The 16,935-nt window shown below is 68.6% G+C and carries 21 protein-coding genes and 1 tRNA gene; 15 read left to right on the forward strand and 7 right to left on the reverse strand.

Annotation, left to right across the window (positions count from 1 at the left end; genetic code table 11):
- Position 1: 1 nt before the first annotated feature.
- The 6 genes from LR393_RS22600 to LR393_RS22625 are packed head-to-tail and all read left to right on the forward strand — an operon-like array spanning position 2 to position 6,119.
- The gene (locus LR393_RS22600) at positions 2–1,003 is read left to right on the forward strand and encodes an ABC transporter permease (RefSeq protein WP_231486145.1); all 1,002 of its coding nucleotides are present in this window, start codon (positions 2–4) and stop codon (positions 1,001–1,003) included.
- Entirely contained in the window at positions 1,003–2,715 is a 1,713-nt protein-coding gene (locus tag LR393_RS22605; protein ID WP_231486146.1) for a dipeptide/oligopeptide/nickel ABC transporter permease/ATP-binding protein, read from the forward strand. The genes LR393_RS22600 and LR393_RS22605 overlap by 1 nt, the downstream gene beginning before the upstream one ends.
- Positions 2,712–3,479 carry an ABC transporter ATP-binding protein gene (locus tag LR393_RS22610; RefSeq protein ID WP_231486147.1) on the forward strand — a complete coding sequence of 256 codons (768 nt, stop codon included), beginning with the start codon at positions 2,712–2,714 and terminating at the stop codon, positions 3,477–3,479. Before LR393_RS22605 ends, LR393_RS22610 begins: the two co-directional genes overlap by 4 nt.
- Positions 3,479–4,960 (forward strand): amidohydrolase, encoded by a 1,482-nt coding sequence (locus LR393_RS22615; RefSeq protein WP_231486148.1) that lies wholly within the window; start codon positions 3,479–3,481, stop codon positions 4,958–4,960. The genes LR393_RS22610 and LR393_RS22615 overlap by 1 nt, the downstream gene beginning before the upstream one ends.
- Positions 4,960–5,619 (forward strand): FMN-binding negative transcriptional regulator, encoded by a 660-nt coding sequence (locus LR393_RS22620; protein WP_231486149.1) that lies wholly within the window; start codon positions 4,960–4,962, stop codon positions 5,617–5,619. The genes LR393_RS22615 and LR393_RS22620 overlap by 1 nt, the downstream gene beginning before the upstream one ends.
- Positions 5,620–5,645: 26 nt before the next feature.
- Entirely contained in the window at positions 5,646–6,119 is a 474-nt protein-coding gene (locus tag LR393_RS22625) for a DUF4396 domain-containing protein (protein ID WP_231486150.1), read from the forward strand.
- Positions 6,120–6,161: 42 nt separating this feature from the next.
- On the opposite strand, the gene LR393_RS22630 is transcribed toward LR393_RS22625, so the two are convergent.
- Together LR393_RS22630 and LR393_RS22635 are read right to left on the reverse strand one after the other, a co-directional pair.
- Positions 6,162–6,719, reverse strand: coding sequence for a DUF305 domain-containing protein (locus LR393_RS22630; RefSeq protein WP_231486151.1), 558 nt, complete (start codon positions 6,717–6,719; stop codon positions 6,162–6,164).
- Positions 6,720–6,778: 59 nt separating this feature from the next.
- Positions 6,779–7,144: a DUF6153 family protein gene (locus tag LR393_RS22635; RefSeq protein ID WP_231486152.1), complete on the reverse strand. Its 366-nt coding sequence runs from the start codon at positions 7,142–7,144 to the stop codon at positions 6,779–6,781.
- A 65-nt stretch (positions 7,145–7,209) separates the two neighbouring features.
- Here LR393_RS22635 and LR393_RS37125 point away from each other — a divergent pair, with 65 nt between their 5' ends.
- From LR393_RS37125 to LR393_RS22655, 5 genes are all read left to right on the forward strand, one after another.
- Positions 7,210–7,485 (forward strand): Scr1 family TA system antitoxin-like transcriptional regulator, encoded by a 276-nt coding sequence (locus LR393_RS37125; RefSeq protein ID WP_407937343.1) that lies wholly within the window; start codon positions 7,210–7,212, stop codon positions 7,483–7,485.
- A complete protein-coding gene (locus tag LR393_RS22640; RefSeq protein WP_231486153.1) occupies positions 7,482–7,652 on the forward strand; it encodes a DUF397 domain-containing protein in 171 nt (56 codons plus the stop codon). Before LR393_RS37125 ends, LR393_RS22640 begins: the two co-directional genes overlap by 4 nt.
- Positions 7,653–7,877: 225 nt before the next feature.
- Positions 7,878–7,950 (forward strand) — tRNA-Arg (locus LR393_RS22645).
- Positions 7,951–8,124: 174 nt separating this feature from the next.
- Entirely contained in the window at positions 8,125–8,670 is a 546-nt protein-coding gene (locus LR393_RS22650; RefSeq protein ID WP_231486176.1) for a phosphoribosyltransferase family protein, read from the forward strand.
- Between the two features lie 375 nt (positions 8,671–9,045).
- Positions 9,046–9,765, forward strand: a complete 720-nt coding sequence (locus LR393_RS22655; protein WP_231486154.1) for a hypothetical protein — start codon at positions 9,046–9,048, stop codon at positions 9,763–9,765.
- Here LR393_RS22655 and LR393_RS22660 read toward each other — a convergent pair.
- Complete coding sequence (locus LR393_RS22660; protein ID WP_231486155.1) at positions 9,693–10,514, reverse strand: helix-turn-helix transcriptional regulator; 822 nt, start codon at positions 10,512–10,514, stop codon at positions 9,693–9,695. The genes LR393_RS22655 and LR393_RS22660 overlap by 73 nt on opposite strands.
- A gap of 166 nt (positions 10,515–10,680) precedes the next feature.
- On the opposite strand from LR393_RS22660, the gene LR393_RS22665 reads away from it, so the two are divergent.
- Together LR393_RS22665 and LR393_RS22670 are read left to right on the forward strand one after the other, a co-directional pair.
- Positions 10,681–11,547 carry an NAD(P)-dependent oxidoreductase gene (locus LR393_RS22665; protein ID WP_231486156.1) on the forward strand — a complete coding sequence of 289 codons (867 nt, stop codon included), beginning with the start codon at positions 10,681–10,683 and terminating at the stop codon, positions 11,545–11,547.
- An 83-nt stretch (positions 11,548–11,630) separates the two neighbouring features.
- Positions 11,631–12,410 carry an SDR family NAD(P)-dependent oxidoreductase gene (locus LR393_RS22670; protein ID WP_231486157.1) on the forward strand — a complete coding sequence of 260 codons (780 nt, stop codon included), beginning with the start codon at positions 11,631–11,633 and terminating at the stop codon, positions 12,408–12,410.
- Between the two features lie 123 nt (positions 12,411–12,533).
- On the opposite strand, the gene LR393_RS37130 is transcribed toward LR393_RS22670, so the two are convergent.
- Entirely contained in the window at positions 12,534–12,899 is a 366-nt protein-coding gene (locus LR393_RS37130) for a CPCC family cysteine-rich protein (protein ID WP_345718830.1), read from the reverse strand.
- Entirely contained in the window at positions 12,899–14,128 is a 1,230-nt protein-coding gene (locus LR393_RS22675) for an SMI1/KNR4 family protein (protein WP_231486158.1), read from the reverse strand. The genes LR393_RS37130 and LR393_RS22675 overlap by 1 nt, the downstream gene beginning before the upstream one ends.
- A 273-nt stretch (positions 14,129–14,401) precedes the next feature.
- On the opposite strand from LR393_RS22675, the gene LR393_RS22680 reads away from it, so the two are divergent.
- A complete protein-coding gene (locus LR393_RS22680; protein WP_231486159.1) occupies positions 14,402–14,905 on the forward strand; it encodes a type II toxin-antitoxin system VapC family toxin in 504 nt (167 codons plus the stop codon).
- Positions 14,906–15,013: 108 nt separating this feature from the next.
- On the opposite strand, the gene LR393_RS22685 is transcribed toward LR393_RS22680, so the two are convergent.
- Entirely contained in the window at positions 15,014–15,532 is a 519-nt protein-coding gene (locus tag LR393_RS22685; RefSeq protein ID WP_269327691.1) for a YbhB/YbcL family Raf kinase inhibitor-like protein, read from the reverse strand.
- Between the two features lie 158 nt (positions 15,533–15,690).
- Here LR393_RS22685 and LR393_RS22690 point away from each other — a divergent pair, with 158 nt between their 5' ends.
- Positions 15,691–16,536, forward strand: a complete 846-nt coding sequence (locus LR393_RS22690) for a helix-turn-helix transcriptional regulator (protein ID WP_231486160.1) — start codon at positions 15,691–15,693, stop codon at positions 16,534–16,536.
- A 15-nt stretch (positions 16,537–16,551) separates the two neighbouring features.
- On the opposite strand, the gene LR393_RS22695 is transcribed toward LR393_RS22690, so the two are convergent.
- The gene (locus LR393_RS22695) at positions 16,552–16,914 is read right to left on the reverse strand and encodes a winged helix-turn-helix transcriptional regulator (protein WP_231486161.1); all 363 of its coding nucleotides are present in this window, start codon (positions 16,912–16,914) and stop codon (positions 16,552–16,554) included.
- Positions 16,915–16,935 lie beyond the last annotated feature (21 nt).

Here is a 16,935-nt window from a genome sequence, read left to right on the forward strand (position 1 = left end):
CATGACCACCCCCGCACCGGTACTCCTGGAACCCCCACCCAGGGCCGAGAGCCGGCTCTCCCCCCGGGCCGCGTTCGTCGTGCGACGTCTGGGACGCCTTCTGATCTCGCTGGCCCTGGTCGTCGTGGGCACCTTCCTGATCGTGCACCTGGTTCCCGGAGACCCGGTGCGGGCCGCCCTCGGCAACAGCGCCACCCCTGAGCTGGCCGAGCGCACCCGGGTCGAGCTCGGTCTCGACCAGTCGCTGCCGCAGCAGTTCGCCGGCTACCTCGGCGGCCTGCTGCGGGGCGACCTGGGTGAGTCCCTGCAGTCCCACCGGCCGGTGGGAGACGTTCTTGGACAGCGCTTCCCGGTCACCCTGACGCTGGCCGGGACGGCCTTCGCCGTCGCCGTGCTCGGAGCCCTCCCGATCGGCACGGCGACGGCGATCTCGGCCCGCGGAGGCCGGCACCGCATCCTCGACCTGGCCGTCTCCTGGGTCATCGGCATCCTGCTGGCCGTACCCGGCTTCCTGCTCGCGGTCGGCCTGATCGCCCTGTTCAGCATCAGCTGGGGCCTGCTACCGGCCGCCGGCTGGGGCGATCCACCACACACGGTGCTGCCGGTGCTGGCCCTGGGCCTCGGCTCGATGGCCTACCTGGCCCAGATCGTGCACGTCGAGATGCTGCGGGTGCTGGACGAGCCCTACCTGACCACGGCCCGGAGCAAGCGACTGCCCGCCCACCTGCTCTACCTGCGGCACGCCGTGCCCAACATGGTGACCTCCGCCCTGACCGCCGGCGGGCTCGTGCTCAGCGGGCTGGTGGCCGGAACCGTGCTGATCGAGTCGGTCTTCGCCGTTCCCGGACTGGGCAACACCATCGTTTCCTCGATCTCCGCGAAGGACTACCCGATGATCCAGGGCGTCGTGCTCGTCTACGCCCTGCTGGTGCTGGTATTGAATCTGGCCGTCGATCTGGTCCTGCTGGCCCTCGACCCGCGCTCCGCGCTCCTGGAGGGCTGATGAACCCGGCTCTGCGGCAACGTCTCACCAGCCCTCGTGGCCTGGTCACCACGGCCGGGGCCCTGGTCCTGCTCGCCCTGGTCGTGCTCGGGCCGATGATCTGGGGCGATCGGGCCACCACCACCGCGGTGGCCGACCGGCTGGCCGGGCCGGGCGCCGGTCATCTCTTCGGCACCGACGAACTCGGCCGCGACATCCTGGCCCGCACGCTCGTCGCCACCCGCACGTCCGTCCTGATCGCCCTGGGCGCCACCGCGATCTCGGTGCTGGGCGGCGTGCTGCTCGGGCTCGCGGCCACCGTGCTCCCCCGCCCGGTGCGCCGCCTGCTGGCCGGCCTGATCGACATCCTGCTGGCCTTCCCCTGGCTGCTGCTCGCCCTGTTCTTCTCCGCGATCTGGGGCGCCGGCACTGTGAGCGCCATGCTGGCCGTGGGTTTCGCCGGCATCCCGACCTTCGCCCGGCTCGGTCACACCCTGGCCGCCTCGGTGATGGGCCGCGACTACATCCGCGCCGCCCAGATCTCCGGGCTCGGCCCGGTCTCGATCGTGGCGCGCCACGTCGTCCCCAACATCCTGCCGCCCCTGACGGTGAACGCCACCGTGATGGCGGCCTCGGCCCTGCTCTCGTTCGCGGGCCTGTCCTTCCTCGGGCTCGGCGTGCAGCCGCCCTCCTACGACTGGGGCCGGCTCTTCCAGGAGGGTTTCGCCCGGATCTACGTCAACCCGGTGGCGGCCCTCGGCCCCGGTCTCGCGATCGTGCTCACCTGCCTGGTGTTCACCCAGCTCGGGGAGCTCTACAACCAGTCCGGGCGGAGGCCTTCCATCGTCAGGCGCAAGGCCGGCGCCCCACCGGCCACGCAGGACGGCGGGCCGGTGGCGCAGATCGAGGACCTGCACGTCGCCTTCCCCGACGCGAGCGGCCGGCTCGTGGAACGCGTCCGTGGTGTGTCGTTCTCCATCCAGGCGGGCGAGACCATCGGCATCGTGGGCGAGTCCGGGTCGGGCAAGTCGGTGACGTCGATGGCGCTGGCCGGGCTGCTCGACCCCACGGCCTCGGTCACCGCCCGCACCCTGACCTTTCGCGGTATCGACATGACCGCACCGTTGACCCGCACGTCCCGCGGCGTACTCGGCACCGAACTGGCGATGGTGTTCCAGGACCCGCTGACCTCGCTGAACCCCTCCCTCACGGTCGGGCGGCAGCTCACCGAGGTGGCGCAGGTGCACGGCGGGGCGAGCCGGGCCCAGGCCCGCGACCGGGCGGTGACGGCTCTGACCTCGGTCGGCATCCCCGAACCGGAACGCCGGGTGAAGCAGCTGCCGCACGAGCTCTCCGGCGGCATGCGGCAGCGGGTGATGATCGGGATGGGCCTGATGGCCCGGCCGAAACTGCTGCTGGCCGACGAGCCCACCACCGCGCTCGACGTCACGGTGCAGCGGCAGGTGCTCTCGGTGCTGCGGCGCACCCAGCGCCGCAGCGGGGCCGCGATCCTGCTCGTCTCCCACGACATCGCCCTGATCAGCGGTTTCTGCGACCGCATCCTGGTGATGCGCAACGGTGAGGTGGTCGAGACCCTGGCGGCCGCCGACCTGCACGAGGCCCGGCATCCCTACACGCGGGCCCTGATCGCCTGCGTACCCGACATGACCTCCGACCGCAGCCGGCCCCTGCCGGTGATCGGCGACGAACTTCCCGAGGAGGTGCCGTCGTGAGCACGCTGGAGTTCACCGGGCTCCATGTCCGCTACGGACACGGGCGACGGGCCCACCTGGCCGTGAACGACGTCCATCTGCAGGTACCTTCCGGGACCACCGTAGGACTGGTGGGCGAGTCCGGATCAGGCAAGTCGTCGGTCGCCGCGGCGGCCGTCGGGCTGGTGCCCAGCACCGGATCGATCACCCTCGACGGGGCCGAGATCACCCGGCAGACCCGGCGGCGCGTGCAGATGGTGTTCCAGGACCCGTTCTCGGCGCTCGACCCGCGGATGGCGGTCGGCGCCTCGATCGCCGAGGCCACCCGGGCCACCGGGCGGCGCTGGTCGTCGGCGGCCAGGCGGCAGCGCGTGGGTGAGCTGATGGAGCGGGTGCACATCGACCCGTCCCGGGCCGGAGAACTGCCGTGGCAGTTCTCCGGAGGTCAGCGCCAGCGCATCACCATCGCCCGGGCGCTGGCCGCCGAGCCCGCCGTGCTGATCGCCGACGAGATCACCTCGGCCCTCGACGCCTCGGTGCAGGGCGTGGTGCTCAACCTGATCCGCGAGTTGCAGGCCGAGCTGCATCTCACGGTGCTGTTCATCTCACACAACCTGGCCGTCGTGCGCTACGTCAGCGACAGTCTGTACGTGATGCGCCGGGGCCGGGTGGTCGAATCGGGGGCCACCGACACCGTGCTGGGTGCTCCGAAAGATCCCTACACGGCCGAGCTTCTGGCTTCGATACCGGTACTCGGCCAAGAGTTCCGTCTGGAGGACAACTGATGTCGAAGGGTCTGGTTCTGCGGGAGGCCCGGCTGCCCGGGTCGACGGGGGTCGCGGACGTGGTGCTGCTCGGCGGGAAGATCCACGCCCTGCTGCCTGCGGGAGATCCCCTGCCTGAGGACGTCGTCGAGCCCCTGGAGGAGGTGCGTCTCGACGGTCGCCGGCTGGGACCGGGCCTGTGGGACGCGCACGTGCACTTCACCCAGTGGGTGAAGGCCCGCCGCCGGCTGGACCTCTCCAGCACCCTCAGCGCCGAGCACGCCCTGACCGTGGTCACGCAGGCCCTCGCGGCCCGCCCCGACGACGGCACGGCGCTGGTCGGCTACGGGTTCCGCGACGGTCTGTGGCCGCACCCGCCGAGCCTGGCGGCGCTCGACGCGGTGGCCCCGGACCGCCCGGTCATCCTGGTCAGCGGCGACCTGCACTGCGGCTGGGTGAACACGCCGGCAGCCGGTCGGCTGGGCGTCACGCCCGACGAGTTCGGGCTGGTCCGCGAGACCGAGTGGATCAACGCCAACCACGCGATGGTGCTGGAGACCGCTCCCGACGTCACCCACTACCGGGAAGCAGCGGACGACGCGGCCCGCCGGGGTGTCGTCGGGATCGTGGACTTCGAGAGTGCCGACAACGTGGTGGAGTGGCCCGCCCGGGTGGCCGCCGGGGTCAGCGCCCTGCGCGTGCAGGTCTCGGTCTGGCCGGACCGGTTCCCCGGAGCCGTGGCCGCCGGTCTTCACACCGGCGACGTGCTCGACCCGGAGGGCCTCATCACCTTCGGCCGCCTCAAGGTGGTCGTCGACGGCTCGCTGAACACCCGCACCGCCCTGTGCCACGACCCGTACCCGGGCCTCGACCCGGCCCACCCGCACGCCTGCGGGGTGCAGAGCGTCTCCCCGGCGGAGCTTCGAGGCCTGCTGGAGACCGCGTACGGCAACGGCATCAAGGCCGCTGTGCACGCCATCGGTGACCAGGCCAACCAGCAGGTACTGGACGAGTTCGAGCGCCTCGGTGTGCCCGGCACGATCGAGCACGCGCAGCTGGTGAGCGCGGACGACTTCGAGAGATTCGGCCGGCTCGGCCTGGTCGCCAGCGTGCAGCCGGAACACGCCATGGACGACCGGGACGTCGCCGACCACCACTGGGAAGGGCGCACCGGAAGGGCTTTCGCGTTCCGTTCGCTGCTCGACGGCGGTGCGGAGCTGCACCTGGGCTCGGACGCCCCGGTGGCCCCGCTCGACCCCTGGCTGGCGATCTCCGCCGCCACCGGCCGCAGCCGCGACGGCCGCGAGCCCTGGCACCCGGAGCAGAACATCCCGGTCTCCGTGGCCCTCGACGCCAGCACCCGCACGCGCGTCGCCGTGGGCGAGCCGGCCGACCTGATCGTGCTCGATCACGACCCGACCACCCTGTCCCCCGAGAAGCTACGCGAACTACCCGTCGCCGGAACTCTTCTCGGTGGGCGCTGGACCTGGAGAGATTTCTGATGCTCGACACCCCCGCCTACGCCCTGGCCGACGAGGGGGAGGTGCGGAACCTGATCCGCACCTCCCCCTGGGCCACGTTGGTGAGCGCCACCCCCGGTGGCCTCATCGCCTCGCACTACCCGTTCCTGCTGGACGAGACCGCCTCCGGCATCGTGCTTCTGAGCCATGTCGGGGCCGACGACGCGGCGCTGCACGAGCTCGGTCAACACGAGACGCTGGTCATCTTCGAGGGTCCCAACGGCTACGTCTCGCCCAGTTGGTACGGCCGGCCGACCGGTGTGCCCACCTGGAACTACGCGGCCGTGCACGTCTACGGCCGCCCCCGCATCCTGTCGGCTCACCGCAACCTGGAGGTACTGGAGCGCCTCGTCGACCACTTCGAAGACCCGCTGCCCAACCCGTTCCGCATGCGCGGCACGCTGGAGAACTCCGCCTACGCCGACCGCATCTCGGTCGGCACCACCGGATTCGCCCTGCCCGTCGACCGTTTCGTGGGCAAGGAGAAAATGAGCCAGGACAAGCCCGGTGAGGTGGTGGCCCGCATCATCGAGACGCTGCGGCAGCCCGGCCCCTACCGCAATCCGGCCCTGGCCGACCGGATGGCCGGAGTCAACAGTGCCCTGCGGAATACCCATAGGGGGTATCCGGTTACTCCCTGAGGAAACCTCAGGGAAGGAAACAGCGCATGGAGCACACCGGCCACTCGGATCACGGGGCGATGGATACGGGCTGGCGGGCGGCGGTGCAGGCGACGCTGCACTGTCTGACCGGGTGTGCCATCGGTGAGGTGCTGGGCATGGTCGTCGGGACCGCGTTCGGGCTGCACAACGCCGCGACCGTGGTGCTCTCGATCGTGCTGGCGTTCGTCTTCGGGTACTCGCTGACGATGCGGGGTGTGCTGCGGGCCGGTGTCGCCCTGAGCACGGCCTTCACCGTCGCGCTGGCCTCGGACACGGTGTCGATCGCGGTGATGGAGGTCGCCGACAACGCGACCGTGCTCGCCATCCCCGGGGCGATGGACGCGGGGCTGAGCAGCGTGCTCTTCTGGCTGTCCCTGGTGATCTCCCTGGTCATCGCGTTCGTGGTGACCACCCCCGTCAACCATTGGCTGATCGGGCGGGGCCGGGGCCACGCGGTCGTGCACCAGTACCACAACTGATGGCGGACGTCCTCCCGCCCGAGCGGGAGGACGTCCGTTTTCTCAGAGAGACGTGTCCAGCAATTTCTGCATCTCGTCGATCTCGGCGGTCTGGCCCTGGATGATCGCCTCGGCGAGGGTCTCGATCGCGGGGCTGCTGCCCTCGTCGAGCACGGTCTCGGACATGGCCACCGCGCCCTGGTGGTGCTGGATCATCATTTCCGTCCACTCGCGGTCGAACGTGGCGCCTTGGGCGTTCTCCAGTTCGATCATCTGGGCGGCGGTCATCATGCCCGAGCCCTCGTGACTCATCCCCACCATGTCGTGGACGTGACCGGTGGCCGTCGGGACAGGCTGACTCCACCCTTTGAGAAGACCTGACATCTGAACGATCTCGGGATCCTGGGCGGCCTTGATCTGCTCGGCCAGCTTCCTGACCGGTGCACTCTGGGCCTTGTCGAGCGCCAGGTCGGCCATCGTCAGGGCCTGACCGTGATGCGGGATCATGCCGGTCGCGAATTCCACGTCGGCGCGGGTGTGATCGGCGGCCGCGGTACTCGTGCCGGCACATCCGGTGAGCACGAGAACGGCCAGGGCCACGGAGAACTTGCTGGTGCGCATGCTGAAGAAACCCTTCGTATCAGAGCGGTTCGAGTCGTCGGCGAGCGGGCAAGCGCGACTCAGGTCCGGCTGATACAGAGTTCGGTCAGTGACGGGGGCGGTCTTCGGTGCCGTCCGATGAAGGACGAGGTGGTCACGCAGTTGTTCGTAGGCCCTTCGCGGAACACACGTCGACGGAGAAGGGCCAGCCCCAGAAGCAGCAGCACGAACGCGACGGCGCCGCTCAGGACAGCCTGGCACATCGTCGTCATCTCGTGCTGATCGTGATCAGGTGCTGGGGTTCGCTCGTGCTCCAGATGGATGACGCCGGTCTGCGGGTGGTCACCGTGGCCGCCCATGGCTAAGGCATGCATGGCAAGGAGGCCCGCCAGCACCGTGATCATGGCGGCGAGCACGACCAGGCGTCTCCCCTCGGTACGGCGCACACCGTCACGGTAGTGAGGCGTGCTCCCGGGATTCCACGGTCGTAAGTACCGACCTCGAGGGGCTGATTGCCCGACCGGACCAGCGCGGCCCGGCAGCACCTCTCGCTCGACCGGACGTCGACATCCGCGTCCTCCCCTCGCCCTCCGGCGCCCACGGCGGCGGTAACGGGGAGTTCAAGATTCTCCGTTTTCCGGAAGGATCGAACGAGCCACCTCTGTTCTACGGCGAGGGTTACCTCGGAGGGCAGTACAGCGCTGCGCCCGAGGTGGTCGCGGACTCCGAGGAGAGGTACGCGGCGATCGAGAGCAGTTCCGTACCGATCAAGGAACACCTGCGATGACCAGCAACAACACCCCGTGGATCAAAGCCAGCGCCAGCACCGGTGACTGCGTCGAGATGCGGCGCCATGACGGCCTGGTCGAGGTGCGGGACACCAAGGACCAGGGCGCCGGCCCGGTCCTGCGCTCGGCTCAAGGCGGCTTCGCGGTGTGGCTGGCGGGCGCCTAGGATGGGGAGTTCGATCGCTTGGCCGGGCGGGAACGGGGCTGACTCCAGCTCGCGCAACGCGCAATCCCTGCTTCAGCGGCGGTTGTCCTTGGGTCACCGGCCTCAGAGGTCAGAGTCACTCAGCGCCTCGGACGATGTGACCTTGGACGCCCGATCGGACTTGCTCTCGCCCTGAGCTGACCCTGCGATAGCCTATGTCCTGCCGGTCGTCCTTGGACGGCCTACGCCCTCGTAGCTCAGGGGATAGAGCATCGGTTTCCTAAACCGTGTGTCGGAGGTTCGAATCCTCTCGGGGGCACCCTTGGTCGGGCCGGAATTTAGGCCTTGACCAGCAGGTCATGCCACTGCCTACATCTCAGGCGTTTCCCCCGATCCGGGGTATCTGCCCAGGCCAGGGACCGATCTTGCCCCTGCCCGGCCTTGAGCCGCGGGAACACTACCGACATTCTCACCTAATCTCACGAGGGTGAGGATGGAACGCGGCGAGTTACGTGAGCGGTTGAAGATCGGTCTGCGCTGGCGATCAGACGCAGGACAGGAGTCGCTGGCGGATGTGACCGGTTGGTGGCGCGATCCGGAGCTGCTCCAAGCACTTGGCCCCGCGCTGGCGGAGGCGAATCCGAAAGCAGCACCCACAGTCGTGGCCGGTCCAGCATCGAAGGGAATGCTGTTGGGAGCACTCGTCGCAGCTCACCTGGGCGTGGGCTTCGTCGAGGTTCGCAAGAACCCTTCCCGGGCCTATGACAGCGACGCCTGGTGGCAACGGACGACGCCGCCGGACTACCAGGATCGGCATCTGCGAATGGGTTTTCGGCGCGATCTGATCCGTTCAGGTGATCGGGTGCTGTTCGTGGATGACTGGATTGCGACCGGCGGTCAGGCGCTGACCGTTCAGGCACTGGTCGAGGACGCCGGTGCTTCATGGGCTGGGGCATCGGTCATCGTCGATAGCCTCGATGACAGCCGAGCCCGCCGTGCATTGCAGCTCAGCAGCCTCCTGCACATCCGCGAACTCTGAGCCCGGCCACAAGTTCGGCGCATCCCTCACGGGGATAGTGGTCTTCGGCTTCGTGGCGCTGTGGATGAGGGAAAGCGAGCGAACGGACCGGACTGACGAAGTCCTGGCCGAGTCAGATGACGGATAAGAGTTGAGAGCGCGGCCAGTGACGGCGTCCGCAAAGGGTGGCGCCTCTGGCTACGGCCCTTTCGGCCGGCTCGTTGGCTACAGTTAACGCTGTCGACTCCGCGACCGGCCAGGTCGTTGTCAGATACGGCTCGTACTCTTGCCCGGTGAGAATTGTTGCGTCTCCGGTCGGGAGCAGGGCATCGGGGCAGTCCCCGAGCGAGCTGCCGCGACAAGCCGTCCCCCTGCGTGGAATCGACTGAGGACCACATGGGCAAGAACAAGATGCGCAAGGCCGTCTACGACCGCGTCCAAGGCACCCTGCGCGACCATGACCAGACGTGGGCCTTCGATGAGACCGGTCGCCACTTCTTCACCGCTGAACCGGCGCCGTGCGCACTGGCCGAAGAGCCCTGGGTCGAGAATGTGCTCCTGGTGAGCGACACCCTGTGGCAGTCGGCCGTACTCGACGACGCGATTCAGTGCGGGCCGAGCGAAGAACTGCTGCTCATCCACGCTGTCGATGGTTCCGGGTACGTGCTGGGGGCGGCCGATGACGACGTGGACCTGTCGCTGCTGGCCGAACGGCTCCTTTATCCTGAGGGCGAAGCTCCCGACCCGTTCGCTCTCGCCGAGGTGATGGCCCCGTTCGGTGGGAGCAAGCCGGGGCAAGGTCTCGGCCTCATCGAAGGATCCGCCTGGGGTACTCCGCTACTGGAGCGGTTCCCGGCGGCCGGGCAGATCGCGGCATCTGTGCACCCGGTGCGCTGGAAACGCGAAGCTGAGAGCGTGCACCTCGAGTTCTGTTCGTACTCCTACGATCTGACGCGGGGTGGGTTGGTCGTTAGTCAGTGGTCAGTGCAAGTTGCGGCCGGATTCCCGGCCCAGATCGGGCTGCACGACATCGCCCTGACCCCTCACCTCGGCCCGGGAGCGCTCAGCAGCGAGGCGAGACGATCGGCGTCCGGCGATCCGGCCTCGGGATGGTAGACGACCAGGCTCTGGCCCGGCACGCCGGTGAGGTCCAGCTGCTCCAGGTGCAGCCGTAGAGGCCCGGCCACCGGGTGCCGCAGGACGGCCGGCTCGGTGTCCCGGGTGACGACGTCGTGGCGGTTCCACAGGTCGCGAAAGGTCTCGCTCTGCTCGGACAGATCGTCGATCAGGGCGAGGAAGTCCGGTCGGGTGGCCCCCTGGCCGACGGTGTCGCGGACCACGGCGACGAAACGCTCGGCCGTGGTCTGCCAGTCGACGTACAGGCTCATCTCGGACTCCACGAGGAAGAACGAGCGCAGACGATTCTTTCCCGGCACCAGCTCGGGGGAGATCTTGCGGGCGCCCTCGTTCGCGGCGAGCACGTCGAAGTGCTGCCCGGTCACGAAAGCGGGTAGCTCCAGCAGCTTTACCAGGTTCATCACGGTCGCCGGCACCTGCTCCCCGGCGTCGGCCGAGGCCGGTTCGACCATCTGGGGCAGGCCCAGCCTGGTCAGGTAGCCGGTGGCCGCCTCGTCCAGTCGCAGCGCCCGGGCCAGCGAGCGCAGCACATCCTGCGAAGGGCTGCCTCCTCGTCCCTGCTCCAGACGGAGGTAGTAGTCGGCGCTGATCCCCGCCAGGAGGGCTACCTCTTCACGACGCAGGCCCGTCACGCGCCGTCGGGCGTTGCCCTCCGGCAGGCCCACGTCTGCCGGGCGTAGCTGTCCACGGCGAGCGCGGAGATACCCCGCGAGCAGGTCGTCCGTCATGACGATCACCGTAGCCGGGCCGAGCCTGGGACTGGCGGTACCAGGAAACGCTCGGTACTGCCTGGATCCTGGTCCGGGGGCGAGTCTTGGTTCTGCGGAGCCCACCCACCCGGCGGGCCGGCGTCCTCAAACCGTCGTCGGTGATATTCAAGGACAAGGACGACTCATGGCACCTCTCCCAGCGGTTGGTTTCATCGGCCTGGGCGACCAGGGGCTGCCGATGGCCACCGCCATCGCCGAGGCCGGCTTCGCCCTGCACGTCTGGGCACGTCGTCCGGCCTCGCTCGAGCGTCTGGGCGACACCCCGGCGACAATTCACGCCACTCCGGCTGCCCTGGCCGTCGTCTGCGACATCGTCGCCGTGTGCGTCAGCACCGACGAGGACCTGCTTCAGCTGCTCTCACACGGCACCGATGGGCTGCTCGTGGGGCTGCACCCGGGGGCGATCGTGGTCAACCACGGCACCGGGACCCCCAGCAGCAGCCAGCAACTGGGCGAGCTGTGCGCCGCGACCGGCGTCCTCTACGTCGACGCCCCGGTCAGCGGTGGCCGGCCCGCCGCGCAGGCCCGCTCGCTGACCGTGCTGGCCGGTGGGGACGACGCGGCGGTCGACCGCTGCCGGCCGGTCTTCGCGGCGTTCGCCACCAACGCCGTCGCGATGGGACCGATCGGGACCGGCCAGATGGCCAAGCTCTTCAACAACGCCCTGCTGATCCTCAATCAGGCCGCGATCGCCGAGGTCGTCCGGCTGGCCGTCAGCACCGGCACCGACCCGGACCGCCTGGTAGAGGCCCTGCGCCTGGGCAGTGCCGGCAGCCGGGCCCTGAGCCTGCTGGGTGAGATGGTCCATCCCGGCACGGTGGCGCACCTGTCCGCCGTCGAGGACCTCGACGTAGACCTGTTCGCGACGGCCATGCGTGAGGCCGGCGTGGACGCGGACGATGTGGTGGCCTGGGCCCACGCCGGCGCGCACGGGCTGCCCGCTCTGGTCGAGAGTCTCCCCCGCACCGCGGCCGCGAAACCGCTGCGGTGACCGTCCATCCCTGATGTCCCGCACCCGGGTCCTCTCCGCGACCACACTGGCCGCGGACGTCATTCATCTGGAAGGAAAGCTTCATGAGCAAGCTCGCACTCGTCACCGGCGCCACCTCCGGCATCGGCCGGGCCTTCGCGCAGCGACTGGCCGCGCAGGGCTACGACCTGATCATCGTGGGGCGCCGTGAGGAGCGTCTGAAGGAGTTCGCCGAGGCCCACCCGGAGGTCGCCGTCCGCAGCATCGCCGCAGACCTGTCCACCACCGAGGGCATTGATTTTGTCGCGAAAGTGGCTGCCTCCGAAGAGATCTCGATGCTGGTGAACAACGCCGGAGTGGCGCACTACATGCCGCTGGCCGACCTGCCCGCCGAGAAGGCCCGCGAGCTGGCCCAGGTCAAGGTGCTGGCTCCGACGCTGCTCACCCGGGCCGTGGTGGGTGGCATGCAGGCCCGCGGCGAGGGCACCATCATCAACGTCGCCGGCATGATCGCCTTCAGCGGTCCCGCGCCCAGCTCGGTGATGCCGCGCCGCGCCGTCTACGCCGGTGGCCTGGCCTTCGCCGTGGCCCTGTCGCAGACGCTCAGCGCCGAACTCGAGGGCACCGGCGTCCAGGTTCAGGTCGTCTGCCCCGGGGTCGTGGCCACGGAATTCCACGAGCGCCAGGGCATGGACCTCAGTGCCGTACCCCGGATGAGCGCGGACGACGTGGTCACCGCCAGCCTGCGTGGCCTGGAACTCGGGGAGGTCGTGGTGGCCCCCGGTGTCGAGGACGCCGGGCTGCTGGACGCGGTCTTCGCGGCCGACCTGGCCGCTTTCGGCGGCCAGAGCCCCGAGCTGGCCTCCCGATACCGCACCGTCTGACCTTCCGGCACCCGACTTTCCAGCAGAGGACGCGGGTGCCCGGCTGATCGCGGCAGTCACCGCGGTCGGCCGGCGGATGGGCATCCACCGCTGATGGATGTGCTGCTACACCTGCCGTGTCCCTCAGGTATCCCGCCACCAGTACAGCGCGGTCGGGTCTTCCGGCCACGGATCCTGTGCACCTGGCTCGAACCTTTCACGGCGATCAGCCTCACCCATCGGCCGCCACCCGTCGTCAAGAGGTTCGTCAGCCGCCGCTGGACGCCCGTGGGTCATGAACCGCCGCTCCATCGCACCGAACTGGATGTAGCAACGCTGAGCTTCAACCAGGGAGAGCGCATTGGCTCCGCCCACGTGGTCGGGGTACCGCAGCTGGACGACGTCGTCCTCCCAGAAACAGACGGGGCAGATGTTGTACGACCCGGGTGGCTCCCCGAACACGAGATGCCCACAGCATGGGCAGGGATGAAGGGGAGTTGATTCCAGCATCAGCCTTTTTCAAGTCTTTTCCGGGCTTGCCGCAGCAAGTGCCGAGCCGTGTGGTTCCTGGAGTCGCTGGCCGAGACCGCTATGGCTTCCAGACGGTCCAGCCCCTCAGGCGCACCCAGGTTGGCGAGGCAGACGATGAGATCGAAGGATCCTTCTGGCCCGTGCTCGAAGAACTGCATGAGCAGGGGCAGGTAGCGCGGGTCTCCCGTATGACTCACCTGGAAGAAGGCTCCACGCATGTCCCACGGAATCTTCTGAGTGGGGTCCAGAGCGCCGACGGCCGCGGCGGCCAGATCGACGGCCCGAGGATCGCCAGTGTCCCGCAGCCCTTCCATGTCGTTACGGGTGAACAACAGGTCCCGCGCCTCCTGGGTGCCGAGCGCAATCAGGCCGGGGCGGGCCCGCTCGGCGTCCATACCCATCACCAGGCCGACGGCTTCGGGCGTACCCAGACAGGCGAGGGCCCGCACCACCTGCTGACCGATCTGGGGGTCATCGACAGCTGTCGACAACAGGTCGAAAGCCTCGGCCGTACGCACCCGCGACAACCGCATCGTCGCCTCCTGGTCGCCGGCACGACCACGTTCAAGGAGTTCTTCGACCTCCGGGAGCGTGTTCACGGGCTCACGCTCCCGGACCTGGCCCTCGAGAAATGACCGGAACGACCGGTAGGCCGTGCTCGACTCCTTGTGGACGTTCCACATCTGCCACTCATCGAGCCCGTCGAAACGGATCAGGACCGTCGTACCCGGATGCTTGTCCGTGGCGATCAACAGCCCGTCGGCGAACGGCGCCCAGGGCCACGGGTGCTGCCCGTCCTCGGTCACCGGCCCAGGCTCTGAGCCCGCCACCGGTTCGCTGAGCATCTCGGCGAACCAGGGCATGGCATCCCGCAGCCACGTCACGTCCTGGACGGGCAGGAAACCGACTCCGACAACGGACGATTCGAGCGGCGCTTCCTCAGCATCCTCGGGGTCACAGACGATGGTCGGCCCGTAGTCGTCGGCATAGGCGCCGTTGCTGAACAGCAAAAAATCCCGGTACGAAGCCGGAAGACGACAGCCCAGCCGCTCTTCCGCCTCCCGGATCTCCGTTTCGGTGGCAGCCTGCCGCAGCAGCGACCCGGTTGCCGCAGCCGCAGCGGTGAGGTGCTCATCAGTTTCGAGATCGCCGATCAGAAGTTCACTCCAGCGACTGGCCAGAACGCTCATCGGTTCCGCATCCACCATGATGGGTACATCGGATCACGCAGCGAAGGCCTGAGTAGCGTCCACGGCCACGTGTCCCCCACAACCTGATGCCCCCTCGAACATCGACATCGACTTGATGGTCGACCAGGTACCAGATACCAGGTAATTGGTTAAACTGGTCTCGTCGTCGCATCTGGAGGTGATGGATAGTGAGCACGTCAGCTCATCAGGAGCCGTTCTTCGCTCCACGTCCCCGGCTCACCGCCGCGGAGTTGCTGGCAGCCAAGGGCGTGCCCCCCATCGCATCGGTCGATGACCTTCGAGCGGACACGTTCTCCTCCGACGAGGAACTGGACGAATTTTTGGCTTTTTACCGATCCGAGCGTCAGCGCAACCTATCCTGAAGCTGTGCTTCAGCCTGTTGTCCTAGACACCGACGTTGCTTCGCGTCTGCACAAGGGAAAACTCCCAGGCTCGCTCGAAGCGCGTCTGATCGGCCGCCAGTCGCTGCTCACCTTTGTGACGCTGGCCGAACTGACCACGTGGTCACGGCTACGTCAGTGGGGTGGCCGGAGCCGCCAGGAGCTTGCTGACTGGCTCTCTGGGCAGGTTGTCCTGCCAGGAGACGAAGCGGTGGCAGTGACGTGGGGACACTTGTCGGCCTCCGCGATCCAGCGGGGCCGTCCTCGGCCGTTGAACGACATGTGGAACGCAGCTTGCTGCCTGACCCATGGTCTTCCGTTGGCCACGCTGAACGTGAAGGATTATCAGGACTTCGTCGACCATCACGAGCTACGGCTGATCGAGGGCGGGTAAGACCAGCCCGGCACCCGGTTCACCGACGCGAACAAGTCTCCACCGGCGTCCTCCAATGTCGTGGTCACCAGCCGGCCCGGTTCCCCTTCGGGAACCGGGCCAGTGCAGTCAGGCAGCCGGGGTCTCGGCGGTGGCCACGATCGTGGCGCGGGCGAGGATGTGGGAGGCCATGGTGAAGCCGAGGAAGGCCGGGGTGCCCTCGGCCGGCACGCCGATGTCCTCCACGTCCAGGGCGTGCACGGTGATGAAGTAGCGGTGCGGGCCGTGGCCGGCCGGCGGGGCGGCGCCGATGTACTGCGGCATGCGGGCGTCGTTCGGCAGCTGGATCGCTCCCTCGGGCAGGTCGGCACCGGCGGGCAGGGCGGTGACGGTGGTGGGGATGTTGGCAACGGCCCAGTGCCAGAAGCCCGACATCGTCGGGGCGTCGGGGTCGTACATGGTGACGGCGTAGCTCTTCGTGCCCTCGGGGGCTCCGGACCAGGTCAGGTCCGGCGAGATGTCCTGGCCACCGGGGCTCCCGAAGGCTCCGGACATCTGTGCCGGCGGCAGAGGCCGGCCGTCGACGGCGGCGGCGCTCCTGAGCTCGAAGGTGGGCACCTGGGGGAGGCGGTCGAACGGGTTGTTCATGCTGGTGGGCTCCATCGGCAAATCGGCGAGAGGTGGACTGCGAACACCCACAACCCTGCGACCTGCGGGAAAGCCCAGGGAGATCCTTCGCATGCTGGTGCCCGGAGTGCCACCCTCGGCTCTCGACGAACAACACCGCGGCGTAGCAGGCTGAGGCAGTGACAGCGCCCAGGGCGACGAACCGGCCCGAACTATCCGCCTTTCTCCGGGCGATGCGGGCCCGGGTGCAGCCGGGTGACGTCGGCCTGCCGGAGGTCGCGCGGCGTCGGACGCCAGGACTGAGGCGGCAGGAGGTCGCCCAGCTGGCCGCCGTCAGCATCGATTGGTACATCCGGCTGGAACAGGGTCGGGTCGGCGTTCCGGGCGCTGCCGTCCTGGACGCGGTGTCGCAGGCCCTGGTGCTGTCGGAGGCCGAGCGCCACCATCTGCACCTGATCGCCCGGGGCGAGGCGCCGCCCGCCCGGCACGTACCGGCCCCGGCCAGCGAGTCGCTTCAGACCCTGCTGCGCAGCATGCCGACGACCCCGGCCTGGATCCTGGACTTCCGCTTCGACGTGCTGGCCCACAATGCGGCCGCGGTAGCTCTTTTCGGGACCGGATTCGCCGTCGGGGGCAATACCGCGCTGCCGCTGTTTCTCGAACCCGCCTCCCGCGACTTCCAGATGGACTGGACCCGGATCGCCCGGGAGCACGTCGGTAATCTGCGGGCGAACCTCACCCGGCACCCGGACGATCCCCGGCTCCAGACCCTGGTCGGTGAGCTACGTCAGAAGAGCCCCGATTTCGCGTCCTGGTGGGACGACCAAACGGTCCAGGAGCGCACGAACGGAACCAAGCGCGTGCTTCATCCGACCGCCGGCGTCATGACCCTTCGCTACGACGTGCTGGCCGTCCAGGACGGCTCGGATCAGCGCCTTTCCGTCATCACCCCGGCGGATGCAGCAGCAGAGGACGCGTTGCGCACCATTGTTTCTCAGCACGGTGGTCTGCGTGTGGTCGGCTGAGCCGCGCATGCCGTACTACGCGCCCTCGGCCTCTTCGAAGGAACCCACGACCGCTTCACCGTTCACGCGAGCCCAGGTGGTGAGGGCGATGATCGGCTCTTTGAGCGTCTGCCCGAGCTCGGTGAGGCTGTACTCCACCCGGGGCGGGGCCTCGGCGAACACCTGACGGTCGACCAGCCCGTGCTCCTGAAGGCGGCGCAGCGTCTGGGTGAGCACTTTCCGGGAGACTCCACCGATCAGATCCACCAGGTCACCGTGGCGCAGCGGGCCCTCGCTGAGCGCGAACAACGTGACCACCGCCCACTTGCTGGAGATGATCTCGATGGCCAGCCGGGCCGGGCAGTCGGCCAGGAAGACGGTTCCGGGACGCAGGCTCATGAGCCGAAGGGTACCTTCAGG

It is taken from the genome of Kineosporia mesophila, assembly GCF_021129235.1.
GTDB lineage: Bacteria > Actinomycetota > Actinomycetes > Actinomycetales > Kineosporiaceae > Kineosporia > Kineosporia mesophila.